The sequence below is a fragment of the Paenibacillus mobilis genome (assembly GCF_058267595.1).
Genome location: NZ_JBZCMS010000005.1, coordinates 119,624 through 134,502, shown reverse-complemented (window position 1 = coordinate 134,502; position 14,879 = coordinate 119,624). Strand labels below are relative to the sequence as shown.

The 14,879-nt window shown below is 55.5% G+C and carries 12 protein-coding genes and 1 pseudogene; all 13 read left to right on the top strand.

Annotation, left to right across the window (positions count from 1 at the left end; genetic code table 11):
* Nucleotides 1-25 precede the first annotated feature (25 nt).
* The 13 genes and pseudogenes from AC3ZPD_RS11440 (at nt 26) to AC3ZPD_RS11380 (ending at nt 14,876) form a co-directional block, all read left to right on the top strand.
* Entirely contained in the window at nt 26-1,696 is a 1,671-nt protein-coding gene (locus AC3ZPD_RS11440; RefSeq protein ID WP_490984422.1) for a type 2 periplasmic-binding domain-containing protein, read from the top strand.
* Between the two features lie 147 nt (nt 1,697-1,843).
* Nucleotides 1,844-3,661 (top strand): sensor histidine kinase, encoded by a 1,818-nt coding sequence (locus tag AC3ZPD_RS11435; RefSeq protein ID WP_490984421.1) that lies wholly within the window; start codon nt 1,844-1,846, stop codon nt 3,659-3,661.
* Complete coding sequence (locus tag AC3ZPD_RS11430; protein WP_490984420.1) at nt 3,662-5,275, top strand: response regulator transcription factor; 1,614 nt, start codon at nt 3,662-3,664, stop codon at nt 5,273-5,275.
* Between the two features lie 56 nt (nt 5,276-5,331).
* Entirely contained in the window at nt 5,332-5,586 is a 255-nt protein-coding gene (locus AC3ZPD_RS11425; protein WP_490984419.1) for a hypothetical protein, read from the top strand.
* Nucleotides 5,583-6,141, top strand: a pseudogene (locus tag AC3ZPD_RS11420) (glycoside hydrolase family 36 protein). The gene AC3ZPD_RS11425 and the pseudogene AC3ZPD_RS11420 overlap by 4 nt, the downstream one beginning before the upstream one ends.
* The gene (locus tag AC3ZPD_RS11415) at nt 6,047-6,745 is read left to right on the top strand and encodes an alpha-galactosidase (RefSeq protein ID WP_490984418.1); all 699 of its coding nucleotides are present in this window, start codon (nt 6,047-6,049) and stop codon (nt 6,743-6,745) included. The pseudogene AC3ZPD_RS11420 and the gene AC3ZPD_RS11415 overlap by 95 nt, the downstream one beginning before the upstream one ends.
* 349 nt (nt 6,746-7,094) lie before the next feature.
* Nucleotides 7,095-8,222 (top strand): CgeB family protein, encoded by a 1,128-nt coding sequence (locus AC3ZPD_RS11410; RefSeq protein ID WP_490984417.1) that lies wholly within the window; start codon nt 7,095-7,097, stop codon nt 8,220-8,222.
* A 37-nt stretch (nt 8,223-8,259) separates the two neighbouring features.
* Nucleotides 8,260-9,369, top strand: coding sequence for a CgeB family protein (locus tag AC3ZPD_RS11405; protein ID WP_490984609.1), 1,110 nt, complete (start codon nt 8,260-8,262; stop codon nt 9,367-9,369).
* A 65-nt stretch (nt 9,370-9,434) separates the two neighbouring features.
* Nucleotides 9,435-10,991 (top strand): glycosyltransferase family 4 protein, encoded by a 1,557-nt coding sequence (locus tag AC3ZPD_RS11400; protein ID WP_490984416.1) that lies wholly within the window; start codon nt 9,435-9,437, stop codon nt 10,989-10,991.
* Nucleotides 10,992-11,029: 38 nt separating this feature from the next.
* Complete coding sequence (gene wecB / locus AC3ZPD_RS11395; protein WP_490984608.1) at nt 11,030-12,121, top strand: non-hydrolyzing UDP-N-acetylglucosamine 2-epimerase; 1,092 nt, start codon at nt 11,030-11,032, stop codon at nt 12,119-12,121.
* Entirely contained in the window at nt 12,114-13,100 is a 987-nt protein-coding gene (locus tag AC3ZPD_RS11390; RefSeq protein ID WP_490984415.1) for a polysaccharide biosynthesis protein, read from the top strand. Before wecB ends, AC3ZPD_RS11390 begins: the two co-directional genes overlap by 8 nt.
* On the top strand, nt 13,097-13,927 hold the full coding sequence (locus AC3ZPD_RS11385; protein ID WP_490984414.1) for a dTDP-4-dehydrorhamnose reductase family protein: 831 nt from the start codon (nt 13,097-13,099) through the stop codon (nt 13,925-13,927). Before AC3ZPD_RS11390 ends, AC3ZPD_RS11385 begins: the two co-directional genes overlap by 4 nt.
* Entirely contained in the window at nt 13,920-14,876 is a 957-nt protein-coding gene (locus AC3ZPD_RS11380) for an NAD-dependent epimerase/dehydratase family protein (protein WP_490984413.1), read from the top strand. The genes AC3ZPD_RS11385 and AC3ZPD_RS11380 overlap by 8 nt, the downstream gene beginning before the upstream one ends.
* Nucleotides 14,877-14,879: the final 3 nt, after the last annotated feature.

Here is a 14,879-nt window from a genome sequence, read left to right as displayed (position 1 = left end):
AGGAACAGAAAGGGGTTAACCGCGTATGAAATGGCTTGGGAAGAAATCCGGGATCGCCAGCGCGATTTCGCTCGCCGTGCTCGTTCTGGCCATGACCGCCTGTTCAGGCAGCCAGTCGGCCTCCAATACGGCTTCTCAAGGAGGCGGCTCCGGTGACGGAGGAGATTCGAAAGCCTTCAAGCTGTGGCTGGGCTGGAACATTACGGTCAACAACGACAGCATGGTGCAGACGTATTGGCGGGAGCACGAGCCGGGCATCGACGTGAAGCTGGAAGCGACGCAGGGCGATGCCTTGACCGCGCTCAACCTGAAGCTGAACGCCGGCGGTTTTGATGACGCGGCCGTGTTCGGCCGCAGCGAAACGATCGATTCGGCTATGGTCCGTTCGGGCAGCATATTGCCGCTGGAGCAATATTTCGATATGCCCGATAAATACCCCGGACTCGCGTCTATCCCGAAGGTTTATCTGGATGCCATGAAGGATAAAGACGGGCATATCTGGTCGATCCCGACCTGGTTTGATCAAAATCCCGACGATCCGTGGCCGGGCTGGGCTTCGCTTGGCTGGTTTGTCCGCAAGGATGTGCTGGATCAAACCGGAATGACCAAAGACGACCTCAAGACGATCGAAGGCGTGGAAAAATTTCTTAAGGCGGCTTCCCAGCTAACCGACGCCTCGGGCAAAAAACTCATCCCGCTCAGCTTCCTGTCGGACGCGAGTGACGAAAACGTCATTTTGAGCACGTTCGGCGTATCTACGGCTACCGCCGGGGGCGTTATCCCGGTGGAGAAGCAGGGCGACGGGTACCAATTTATTTATGACGATCCGCAATATAAAGAAGCCTATAAATGGATGAACAAAATGTACCGCGAAGGACTCATTGACCACGAAGCGATTACGGACAAAAAGGAACGCTACAAGGAAAAAAACAAAACCGGCCGCACGGCCATGAACGCAGGCGGATTTTTTAACATGGACGCTTCGCTGTGGGAGGTGCTGAACGGACCTACGGAGCCGGCCTGGTATTATGAGACCATTCCTTACCCTAAGGTGGAGGGTGTGGACCAGATCGGCGCCAACCAGATCGTCAATCCTTATCCGGCGGACGATGTTTACATCAGCAAAAACACGAAAAACTTGAATGCCATCCTTACCTTCCTGGATTACATGCTGCAGCCGAAGCCGGAACAGCAGCAGGTAGCGGACAGCGGCCCTGCCGGCGTGTTCTGGGACTGGGTCGACAAGCCGCTGGGCACCTGGCAGTATACCGACGCCAAGTTCCAGGAGCTTCATGATTCCGGCGACGCCGCGAAAAAAGCGAGCACAACGCCGGAGCTTTATGCCCTCTCCTCCTACAGCAATGCCTGGTATCCTTGGTGGAATTATGCCGTCACCGAGCCGAAAGGCCGTCAGAAGACAATCGATTTCTCCGAGGAAATCGGCAAAATGGGCGGCATACGGGTGGCCGAACCGGCCGATATGGTCAAAGCCAAACCCGGCGGCTTATGGGAAAAATATTTGCCCGAGCTCGAGAATGTTCGCGTAGAATACAAAGCAAAGCTGCTGATGGCCGAGAACGACTCGCAGTTCGAGTCGGCCTGGAAGGACTTCCAGGCCGCGCTTGAGAAACGCGGACATTGGAGCGAGCTTAAGGCCGAATGGAACGAAACGTTCCAGGAGGAGAGCAAGTCCTAATTTATTTTCGGTAAAAGGTTCCGGGGGGGAGCTGCCTGAAATGGGCGGCTTCCCTTTGCGGCCGAAAGCGGCCATGCGGCCTGAACGCCGCTTCCGGCATGAAACGAAACGGCGGGTAGACCCCAACTACTGTACCGGCGAGGGGAGATGGCGGCCTTGAGATTGTGGCTGGAGAAAATGATCATAAAACTGATGCACCGGATGAATCTGCAGAGCAAAATCCTGGCCATGTATGTCCTCATTTTGCTTTTGCCCACCCTGCTGCTTGGCGGCGGGGCCGTTTATCTCGTCATTCGCAGCTTCACGCAGAACTATCTGGTGACAGCCGACGAAATGGTGCGGCAGACGGCGCAAATCGTTGATTTCAGCAAACAAAGCTACGATCTGCTGGCGGTAAGGACGGCGACGGACGGCGAATTGATCGCACGGCTGGGACGGGAATATACGGATATGCCTGAAATTGTGGACACGGTGAATTATGTCGACCGGACGTTCCTCATTACGAGCAAATATTTGCCGGGCATTGCCGACTTTCGAATCTACCACAACAATGACACGCTGGTTCAGGACGGTCAGCTGTTGTGGCGTCCCGAAGACCGGACGCTGGCGGGCATGAACGAAAGCTCCTGGTACGAGGAGGGGACGAAGTCATCCGCTTCGATCCGCTGGAGCAATGCGCCAGGCAATCCGAAGCAAAACGTCATCACGCGAAAAATCATCGGACCCGGCGGCAATCTGCTCGGCCTGGTCTATATTTTGCTCAATTACGACGCCGTGTTCGGCGAACTGCTCGACCGGCCGTTTAAGGGAACCGGCAGCTTGTATATCGTGGATGATTCACAGCATATTCTGGCCGCGTCAGATCCGAAGAGCATCGGTCTCCGCATCCAGTTGAAGGGCTGGCCGGGTTCCGATGAAGGAGGGCAAGTCGGGCAAGGAGAGCAGAGCGGGGAGATACTCGACCTGAGCCGCAGCAAGGATTTGCAGATCGTCAAACCGCTGTCTTCCGGCTGGCACGTCGTCGCTTTAATCCATATGAAATATATGGATGGGCAGTCCAGGACCATTTTGCTGCTCATCGTAGGCATTACCGTTCTTTTCCTGCTGCTGTCCATCTCCCTTATGATGACGATCGTGAATAATATCGTGCGGCGTATCCGTAAGCTTGGCACGCGGATGAGCGACGTCTCCCGCGGAGAATTTCAGGTCAAGATCCGCCATCAGGACAAGGATGAGCTTGGCGATCTCGAAAGCGTCTTCAACTCTATGTCCGATCGGCTCGGCAAGCTGGTAGAGGACATCCGGCAGGCGGGACTGGCCGAGAAAGAGCAGGCCTTCAGGGCGCTTCAGGCTCAGATCAATCCGCATTTCATCTATAATTCCCTCGGCCTTCTGCGCTGGCGTGCGCTGGATGTGAAGGACCACGAGCAGATCCGGATCATCGATGCCCTGACGACCTTCTACCGGCTTACCCTGAACAACCGGATCAGCGTAATCAGCATCCGCGATGAACTGGAGCATGTCAGGGCGTATTTGGACATCTGCCAGTTCCGTTACCCGAACCGAGTGCGGCTCGAATGGGAAATCGACGAATCCGTGCTGGACTGCTACACGGTGAAGACGGTGCTCCAGCCGATCGTTGAAAATTGCTACCAGCATGGTGCCATTATCCGAAGGCCCGATGCGGTCATCCGAATCTCCGTCCTCAGGCAGGTTGACCGAATCCTCATGTCGGTTTACGACAACGGCCAGGGAATTTCGGAGACAACGCTGCAGGCGGTCCGCCGGGGGGAACGCGCCGGCAAAGGCAACGGCTTCGGAACAGGCAATATCCGGGAGAGACTGGCGCTTTATTTCGGCGGCGAAGCATCGTTAGAGATCGACAGCGAAGCGGGAAGCTGGACGCGGTTTACGCTCGTATTTCCGGCAGCGGTTTCTCCGCCGACAAGCAGGGGGGTTATGTAAATGCTGAAAGTGCTTATCGTCGACGACGAACCTTTTAATCTATATGGGCTGGTTAACAATATCGATTGGCAGGAACTCGGCTATGAGGCTCCCGTCACCAGCGAATCGGGGGAAGAGGCGATGGAACTGCTGAAAGAGACGGCCTTTGACGTGCTGATTTCCGATGTTTCCATGCCCGGCATGAACGGCATTGAGCTTGTGGATGGAGCCAGAAAGCTGCATCCGCACCTTCAGGTTTTGATGATCAGCGGCTACAACGAATTCGAATTTGTCCAGGATGCCATCCATGTCGGCGCTCAGGCCTACGTGCTGAAACCGCTGAAGCTGGAGGAGGTAACCGGCAGACTAAAGACGTTCCGGGCTACGCTGGAGAAAATGCGGCGCGTCGTCGAACAGACGAATGAACTTGAAAAAAAGGTGTCGGGCAGCATGAGACTGATCAAGGAACGTTTCGTGCTGGACCTGATCACGCAGGGCGCGCAGGAAACCGTATTTTCCTGGGAAGGCCTGCTGGACGTTCCTAAGCTCACGGAAGGGTTTCAATTGATCGTGTTTTCGCTGGATGCCTATTTATCCTCAGGGAAAACCGCCAAAGACCGGATGCTGATCGGGACCGGCTTTAAGCAAACGGTGGAGATCAGCCTGAACGATGTGGAAGCCATTTACCTTGCCCATGTCACTCCAGACGAATTTGTGGCCCTGCACCTGAATCCGACCCCGCCGGACCGGGTGTATGTGGAGAAGCAGCTGCCTTTTATTCAGAGCCTGATGGAGGAGCAGTATGGCGCTTCCGTTACCGTGGGATGCAGCCGCACGGGAAGCTTCTGGGAAGAAGTGGATTTATGCTACAGGGAGATCAAATTTGCGATGGCCAAAGCGCGTCTGATCGCGGACGGCCAGATCGTCCGGTACGAAGACGGCAACCCGAAAGAATTCAAAGACTACCGGCTGCGCGAGGAATTATTGCTGAACCTTCTGAAGCTGATGGAACAGGGAGAAACCTCCGCGGTAGCTGCCTATTTGAACCGGGTGCTGGATGTCCTCCTGCTGCAGGAAGCGTCGTCGTTTTCTTACGTGCAGGCTTTCGGCATGAGCTTTCTCAGCGAGCTGATCCGGAAGCTGAAAAGGCCGGAGGAGCCAAGCGGGGAAACCAATATGGTCATGTGGAGAAGGATGCTCGACTGCGGCAGCGCCGAGCAGATTATCGGCTTAATCACCGAATACGTGGACGGCTACATGCAGATCGAAAAAAAGCGGCACCATCAACAGCATCATCAGCAGCACAATCTGATTCGCCGGATTGCGGCCTTCATTGAAGAACGGCTGCAGGAGAACTGGACGGTCAAGCAGCTTGCGGAGCAGTTCAGCCTGAATGCCAGCTATTTGAGCGTTTTGTTCAAACGCGAGATGGGCAAAACAATCTCCGAATTTATACAGGAAACCCGGATTCAGCGGGCCCGCAAGCTGCTGCAGGACCCGAATATTAAAGTGTACGAGGTAGCGGAACAGGTCGGTCTGCAGACGACGGCTTATTTTACTTATCTGTTCAAGAAAACGGTCGGCTGTACCCCTCAGGAATATCGGGACTATCATTATGATGCAAATGAAGACTGAGACATCGTCGTTGCAACAGAATAAAAGATCCGTCAGAAGGCGAGGAGAGATATTTTATGGCAATCGTATACAGGGAACGGCAGCAATTATTTGAGCTTCGGACCCACCGGACCTCTTATTTGTTTGGCATCAACGATAAAGGAACGGTCCAGCATTTGTATTGGGGAGAGCCGGTCGAAGCGGCGGAATGCTCGTTTCTGCTGAAAGGCCGCTCGCACAGCTCGTTTGATAGGGATGTGGACCGGGAGACGGAGGAATTTGGCGGCTGGGGCGGCATTCATGGGAGGCGACCGAATTTCATGTCCGGGTGAAAGAGCAGATCGAGCTGGCGCGCCGCGCGGCCCGGCTTGGCGTCGAACGTTTCGTCGTTGACGACGGATGGTTCGGCCAGCGGCACAGCGACCGGGCAGGGCTCGGCGACTGGTATGTGAACCCGGAGAAGTTCCCTGACGGGCTTCAGGAGCTGATCGGCGAAGTACAGTCGCTTGGCATGGAATTCGGCTTATGGGTCGAACCCGAATCGGTGAACCCGGACAGCGATTTGTTCCGTCAGCATCCGGACTGGATTTACCGCTTCCCGACGCGGGAAGGCACACAGCCTCCGCAATCAGTTCCTGCTGAATCTGGGCCTGCCCGAAGTGAAGCGGTTTGTGCTTGATTTCATGAATGGACTGCTTTCTGCCTATGACATCAAATTCGTGAAATGGGATATGAACCGGACCGTGACGGAGCCCGGAACGGACGAGCCGGATTTCCCGGTGTGGCTGAAGCATGTCGAGAATCTATATGCAATCTGGGCGGAACTCCGGAAGACATTCCCCCGACGTCGAGTTCGAGACCTGCGCAGGCGGAGGGGGCCGGATTGACCTTGGTATTCTGCGTTATGCGGATCAGACCTGGATCAGCGACAATACGGATGCGCGCGACCGGCTGGAGATCCAGGAGGGTTTCTCGTACGCGTACAGCCCGTCGATCATGATGTGCTGGGTAACGGAATCGCCAAACGGCTTCAACGGCCGCAGCCTGCCGCTTTCTTACCGCTTCCACAGCTCCATGCTGGGAGGACTCGGCATCGGCGCAGATATCGGCAAATGGTCGGAGGCGGAAATGGAGGAAGCCGGAAGCTGGGTGGCGCTTTACAAGGAAATCCGCCACGTCGTGATGGAAGGGGAGCAGTACAGGCTTGAGCCTTTCGGACATTCTAACCTCGCCGCGTATCAGTATGTCAGCCGGAACGGGGAGGAATCCGTCGTGTTCACCTTCCTGCAGTCGCAGCATTTCGGCGAGGAGATTCGGCGTCTGCGCTTGCAGGGGCTGGAACTCGAGGCAGCTTACGAAGTTAGGCTCGGCGGCCTTGAACCGGTTGTGCTGCACGGCTCAACCCTGATGAACGCGGGTTTTCCGCTTAAGCTGCGCGGCGATTACGCAAGCGAGCTGATTCGGATTCAAAGAAAGCAAGCTTTATCATAAGAGCCATACCGGGCGGCAAGCCCTATGGAAGACCGGACGGAACTCCGGGTCTGCTTATAATCTTCTTCTTTTTGTACATTCATAGTCTCATTTTTCGTTTGGATTTCTGAGCTTAGTTTTGCCTCTTCGTCAGCCATCTTGCAACCTGTCAACCCGCCGCCTTGCGGGTTGGCTTTTTTTGCGTTTTACCGAGAATCTGCCCGGAAATAGGCCATTTTGGAAGAACTGTGCTGCCGCGGAGGACGAGCGGGCATCAGCCAATTTATATCCGCACAGGTTAGCCGTCCATGCCTGGAGTTTAGCCCTCCGCATATAGTTATAGGGACTTAGAGAACACCCATAGATAAGGATGAATGTTGTGGACAATTCAAAGCAGCAGTCCAAAGAACTCGCGTTCCGGCAGGGCAGGAGCGAGGGATACCGGCTGGGGGGATGCCGCGCGGTCATGGAGCGGACAGCACCGGCCGCCCCGTCAAAAAGTTCCTTACGGATTTTGTACGTACCGCAGGGATTTCCAACCATCGACCATGGGTTAATCGAGGCATTAAAACAAACCGCCGCCGAGTTTGCGGTTGCCGGGGCTGCTGAAATGCTGGAAACCGCGCAAAGCTGGAAGCCTGATCTGGTGCTTGTCTTAAACGGTCTTCACACTTTTCCCGCGGAACATGTCGGGCACATGGATCTGCTCCGTTCTCAAGGGATCCGCACGGCCATTTGGTTTGTGGATGATCCCTATTTTACCGAATATACCCTGGCCCTGGCGCAGCACTTCGATTATGTCTTTACGCATGAGAAATCCTGTGTGCCGTTTTACGAAGCCGGAGGCTGCCCATCGGTCCATTATTTGCCGCTTGCCGCAGACCTGGAGATGTTTGCTCCGGTAGAAACCCCTCGGAAATATCAGTCGGACATCTGTTTTATCGGCAACGCCTTTTGGAACCGGGTCATGCTGTTTGACGAGCTTGCGCCTTATCTGTCTACCAAAAAGGTGGTTATTGCCGGGTCCTACTGGAACCGGCTCGGCCGCTATGAAGTCCTGCAGCCTTTTATTAGAGAGGGCTGGGTAGAGCCGGTGGAAACCAGGTTTTATTACAACGGGGCCAAAGTGGTCATTAACCTCCACCGCCCTTCGGAGCACGGGATGGATAATCACAACACGGCGGGTTTGACCGGACAATCGATTAACCCCCGGACCTATGAAATAGCCGCCTGCGGAACGATGCAGCTTACGGACGTGCGCGAGGATCTGACCTCGTATTACCAGCCCGGCTATGATATCGAGACTTACAGTACGCCCCGGGAGCTGCAGGATAAAATCGAATATTATTTGAGCCACGAGGCGGAGAGGATGCAGGTAGCCTGGAGATCCCTATGGACGACAAGAATTCGCCATTCTTATACGGACCGAATAGGGCGCATGCTGGCCGTTATCGGCAGCACATTCAATACTGAAAAGGAGAGTGGATCACTTGGTTAAGATTCAACATGCGAAAAGCAAAGCCAGAGCAAGAAAAATGGTGCCCATTATTCCGCATGCAGGAGCCGCCGCTAAGCAGGAAGGAAGAAGCGCCGGTTTACGAGCCGGCTATGAAGAAGGTTACCTCCGCGGCCGCATGGATGTGATCGCCAGCCAGCCGGGCCCGATTTTTCCGCTGCGCAATCTACATGTTATGTATGTCAGCTCCGGCAAGGGATTCCCGTATTCGCCGTTTGATGAAGGCATGATCGAAACGCTCCGCTCGCTCGTTGCCGTCGTTACCCCGACGGAGCCTACCCAGCCGGTGGCGCAGCTGGCGGCGGAGCATCGGCCGGACCTGGTCATGGTGCTCGACGGCCTTGAAATGCCGACCGAACAAATCGACGCGGTCCGGGAGCTGGGAATCAAAACGGCGATCTGGCTGACGGACGATCCGTACTATACGGATATGACTACGGAGCTGACTAAGCATTATGACTATGTATTTACGCTTGAGCAGAACTGCGTGGAATATTACCGGCAGAACGGCAGCGCCAACGTCTATTATTTGCCGTTCGGGGTTTTCCCGGGACATTTCCGTCCTCTGCGGGATCGGGCTCCGCAGCCCCGGAATGTCAGTTTTGTCGGCAGCGCCTACTGGAACCGGGTGCATTTCTTCCAGCCGATCATTCACGATCTGATGAAACGCGGGCTGCGGATCAACGGGATTTGGTGGGACCGTCTGGTGGAAGCGGGCTCTTATCCGGAGCGGATTGAGCAGGGAACCTGGCTGGGTCCCCAGGATACGGCCGTGGTCTACAGCAGCAGTAAAATCGCCCTTAATCTTCACCGTTCCTATGACGACGACAGCGTAAACAACAACTCCATAAAAATACCGGCCGTCTCCCCGAATCCGCGGACCTTTGAAATCGCCGCCAGCGGCACGCTGCAAATCATTGATTCGCGCAGCGATTTGGCCCGTTTCTATACGCCTGGCGTAGAAATCGAAACGTACACCACGCAGGAGGAATTGTTGTCGAAAATCGACTTTTATCTGACCCATGAGCAGGAGCGGCGTGAAATGGTATTGCGTGCTTTGGAACGCACGTTGCGGGAGCATACGTACAACCATCGTCTGAATGAGCTTTTGACGGTCATCTTCGGATAAACAGGCGTAACGAGGAAGGGGGTGAATCGTTTCTTCCTTACTAATATGCGGGAAGAACGAAACTTATGGCCAATCAAGCTAAGCTGCTTCTGTTCTCTCATGTGAGCAATACGCAAAGCATTACCGGAGCGGAGAAAATGCTCCTGCATCTGGCCGTAAGGCTGTCGGCTTACTGCGAGTGCGTATTGGTGGTGCCTCAGGCGGGGGAATTAACCCGCTTGGCAGCAAGGCATGGCATCCGGACCATTCCCTGCCGGTACCCGGTAGTTTACGAGATGTATTCGCCCGGCCCTAACCTTCCGCAGGTCGTTGAACATTTGGGGGATACGGCCGAATATCACCGTCTGGTTGCCCTATTGCAAGCAGAGCGGGCCGATATCGTCCTGACCAACACCTGCGTAAACGTGCTTCCAGCCCTTGCCGCTTCGCGGCTTGGGATTCCGGTGGTCTGGAGCATAACCGAAGCCATCGTCCGCACGGCTTATTTCAGCCATTCGCTCCAGCTGATCAGCAGCCTGAGCGACCGGGTCATCGCGATTTCCAATACGGTGATGTCCCGTTTTCAAGGCACCATTCCCGATGAAAAGCTGGGGCTGCTTCCCCCTTCCTGGGAAGGGTCCGAGTACAGCCCGGACAGCTGGCCCCGGCTTAGGGAGAGCAAACGCTCGAAACTCGGCATCGGCCCAGGCCATCGCCTGATCGGCTTCATCTCCTCTTTCCTGACGGAAGGTAAAGGGCTCGAGCATTTTATCGACATGGCGCTTGAACTGTGCAAGCAGCGTGGAGACGTCCGGTTTCTGGTCATCGGTCAAAGGGAAAACAAAAGCTTCTACAAACGTTGTCTCGACAAAATTAATGAAACCAAATTTTTCTCCAGATTTACTTTTATCCCCTATGAAAAATCGGTTGAAGCCGCCTACTGCGCCATGGACGTCCTCGTCATCCCAAGCCTTATGCCGGAAGGGTTCGGCCTCACGGCGCTTGAAGGCATGATTCACGGCAAGCTGGCCGCCGCTTATGATGCAGGCGGGTTAGGCGAGGTGCTTGGGGCATGCGGATTCGGGTCCTACCTGTCGGAAATGGGCAACCGCGAGCAATTGACGGCCCAAGTGCAAGCGCTGCTGGATCTGCCGGAGGACACGGCGTCGGCTTTGTCCGCTGCCGCAAGGGAGCAGGCTGATATTCATTTCGGGCCGGCAGCCTACGCGGAACGGCTGCATGCGGAGGTTTTGGCCTGGGTAAGCCGCCGCCCGGACCGTCTTTACCTGAACGCGGAAGAAGGTGGCCGCATCTGGTCCGCATCTTCCGGGCAGGAAACGGCGGCGGACCCGCTTCCGGAAGAACCCGCTGCCGTTTCCGAGCCTCCTCTGCCTGCGCCGGTCCGGAAGGGCCGCCGCGTCCTGCGCTCTTTGCGAATGAAGCGCGGCGGCGTCAAAGCCAAACGCCGCAGAGGGAGTGCCGGAAGCCGTAAAAGCAAAAGGACCGGAACCGCAAGAAAGCGGCTATCCGGCCGAATAACCGCCCCGGGCAGGCCTGCCCGCGCCGGAAAGAAGCGTCTTGCTTCCGCGAAGAAGAACCGCGGCCGCGCGGCTTCCGGCGGCAAGCGCCGCAGCAAACGCTGACCGCGGCAGGCAAGTCCTAACACAAAGGAGTTGACATGATGAAAATAATGACGATCCTGGGGACGCGTCCTGAAATTATCCGTCTCAGTTTGATCATTCCGCTCCTGGACCGTTTTGCCGACCGGCACATCCTTGTTCATACCGGCCAAAATTTCACGGCCTCGCTGAGCGGCGTCTTTTTCACCGAGCTGGGCCTGAGGAACCCCGATTACGTACTGCAGGACCGGCAGGCTTCGCTCGGCGAGCAGCTTGCCGCGATGTTCGCGGGGATGGAGGGGATTTTGCAGAAGGAACGCCCCGACAAGGTGCTGCTGCTCGGCGATACCAACAGCGCGCTGTGCGCGGTTCTGGCCGAGCGGATGGGGATCCCGGTCATTCACATGGAAGCGGGGAACCGCTGCTTTGACCTGGAGGTTCCGGAGGAGAAAAACCGCAAGGTGATCGACGCCATCTCCAGCATCAATATGCCTTATACCGAACAAAGCAAACAGCATTTAATCCGGGAAGGCGTGCCCGGCCCACGCATAGTGCTGACCGGCAATCCGATTTATGAAGTGATGCGGCATTTTGAACCGCAGGTCGAATCCAGCGATATTCTGGACCGGCTGGGTCTTGCCCCTGGAGAGTATTTCCTGGTGACAACCCATCGTGCGGAGAACGTGGACCGGCCGGAGCATCTGCTCGAAATCATGAAAGGCCTTAATGCCGTAGCCGAGGAGTACGGCCTGCCCCTGATCTGCAGCCTGCATCCGCGGACCCGTTCCAAAATGGGCAGCGGCTTCAGCCTGCCCATGCATGAGCTGGTGCAATTTCATGAGCCCTTTGGCTTCTTTGACTTCGTGAAGCTGGAACGCCATGCCAAATGTGCATTGACGGACAGTGGAACCGTGCAGGAGGAATGCTGCATTATGCACGTTCCTACCGTAACCCTGCGCAAGACGACGGAGCGTCCGGAAACGGTGGACTGCGGCAGCAACATCGTGTCCGGCTTAAACGCCCGTTCCATCGCAGACGCGGTGCGGATCATGACGGAAAGCGATACGGACTGGGAAGTGCCCGGCGGGTATTTGACCGAGCATGTATCGCAGAAAGTCGTCAAATATTTGCTTGGAGGGAAAACGCATGTTTAATAATCAGGTAATTTTGGTGACAGGCGGTACCGGTTCCTGGGGATACGAACTGATCAAGCAGCTTTTGCCGCAAAACCCTAAAGAAATCATCATCTATTCCCGCAGCGAATCCACCCAGGTGGCGATGAGCCGGGCTTTCGAAGACCACAGACTCACCTTCAGAATCGGCGACATCCGGGACAAAGAAGCCTTAACGGCCGCCTGCAAAAACGTCGATTACGTATTCCATCTTGCCGCGCTGAAGCATGTGCCGGTTTGCGAAGACCAGCCGTATGAAGCGCTGAAAACAAATGTCGTAGGCACTCAAAACGTTATAGAAGCCGCGGTTGAGAACCGGGTCAAAAAAGTGATCTATATCTCGACGGACAAAGCGGCCAATCCTTCAAACTTCTACGGCATGACCAAAGCGATCGGTGAAAAGCTGATCGTATACGCGAATCTGCTTCCTTCCGAAACGCAGTTTGTCTGCGTACGCGGCGGCAACGTGCTGGGGACGAACGGAAGCGTCGTTCACCTGTTTATGAACCAAATTCAAAACAAAGGCCAGGTTCGCATCACCGATATGAACATGACTCGTTTCTTCCTGACGCTTCCGGATGCCATCAAGCTGCTGTTCAAAGCCTCCGTGGAGAGCGTAGGCGGGGAAATTTTCGTCATGACCATGCCGACCTGCCGCATCGTGGATCTTGCCGAAGTGCTGATCGAGGCTTCGGGCCGGGAAAACGTGGAAATTATCGAAACCGGTACACGCCCGGGTGAAAAAATCCATGAAATTCTGATGAGCGATTTCGAAAGCCAAACCACGGTCGTTTACGACGACGAATATCTCGTCATTTTGCCTACCCTGGAAATTCCAGACTTAAAAGACCGCTACAAATCCTACCCGCTTGTTTCCTTCAGCAGCTTCAGCTCGGATAAAAATCTGATGGACAAAAAGGAGATCAAGGAGATCCTCGTCCGAGGGGGCTTCCTGGAATGAAACTGTTAATTTTCGGAGGAAACGGAATGGCCGGGCATGTGCTCGTGCAGTATTTCCGCGAATCCGCCGTTCATCATGTCTTCTATACCACGCGAGATGCCCGTGATCCCGAAGCCATCCTGCTCGATGTGCAGGACCCTTCGGCCGTGGAGCAGGCGGTTGCTTTGGTTCGTCCGAACGTGATCATCAACGCGGTCGGTGTGCTGAACCAGTTTGCGGACCGCGACGTGGTCGGCGCCTATGAAATTAACGGTCTGCTGCCGCATCGTCTCCGGCGGGCGGCGGACCGCTACGGCGCAAGGCTGATCCATATCAGCACGGACTGCGTATTTTTGGGCGACCGCGGTTCTTATACCGAACAGGATCAGCCGGACGGCATTTCAAAATACGCCTTGACCAAAGCGCTGGGAGAAGTGAAAGCGGAAGGCCATCTGACCATCCGCACCTCGATCATCGGACCGGAAATCCGCAGCGGGGGCATTGGATTGATGGAATGGTTCATGAGCCAGACCGGCAGGGTTTACGGCTACCGGAAGGTGCTCTGGAATGGGGTTACTACGCTGCAGCTTGCGAAGGCGGTTGAAGAGGTGCTGGACGCCCCGCTATCGGGGCTGATTCATTTGGCCCATCCGCAGAAGGTCAGCAAACATGATTTGCTGAAGCTGATGCAGGAGATCTGGAACAAACAGGACGTGGAGATTTTGCCGGAGGAGGATACCGTGCTTGACCGCACGCTTGTATCCACCCGAAGCGACGTCAATTTTCGGCTGCCGGGCTATGAGGTTATGCTGACCGAGCTTGCAGAGTGGATGAAGCAGCATGGATAAAGAAACAAAAGAATCAAAAGAATTAAAAGAATTAAAAGAGACAACAGAAACGATTCTCATTACGGGGGCGGCCGGGTTTACCGGCCGCCACGCCTGCAAGCATTTTGCCCGGACGGGTTACAAGGTCGTCGGCGCTGTGCGGAGTATGGAGGGACTTGAGGCCATACCGGGCGTCAGGTACGTGGTGTGCGACCTGAAGGATTACGGAGCCGTACAGAGGCTTGTCGAAGAAGCCCGGGCGGATCATGTGCTGCATCTGGGCGGCAAAAACGCCGTCAAGCAGTCTTGGGAGCAGCCTATCGATTATATGGAAACCAATATCATGGGTGTATTCTATCTGCTTGAAGCACTCCGGAAGAGCGGAAAAAAAAGCAGAGTCGTTTTGGCTCATTCCCGCCTGCGCTTTCAATTAAACGATCATCCGCTTCCCAATCACCCTTACGGACTAAGCAAATCGCTCGGCGGCATGGCGGCCCTGTGCTGGGGAATGCTGTTCAGCCAGGACGTCATCATCGGCGAGCCGGGAAATCTGATCGGCCCCGGGCCTTCGACCGGAATATGCGCTTTGCTGGCAAAGCACATAGCTGCTGAAGAGCAAACCTATACAGGCCGCCCGTTCCGGTTGTCTTCGGCTTACGAACGGCGGGATTTTCTGGATGTAAGGGATGCGGTCAGGGCTTACGAGCTTTTGCTCAAGCATGGACAAAGCGGCGTTATTTACCCGATATGCTCGGGCAAGGAACGCACGCTGCGCGAAACCGCGGACAGCTTCAGCAGCCTGGCCCGGGTTCCCTTGACGATAGAGGAAGGACAGGGGGCTCAAATGCCTGCGGAAGAGGAAGCCCAAGGGCCAGAAGAGCTGATGAAGCTGGGATTTAAGCCGTCCGTCTCCTGGGAGCAATCGGTTGACGATATTGTTGCTTATTGGCGCAGCGGCGGGCTGCGCTAAGCA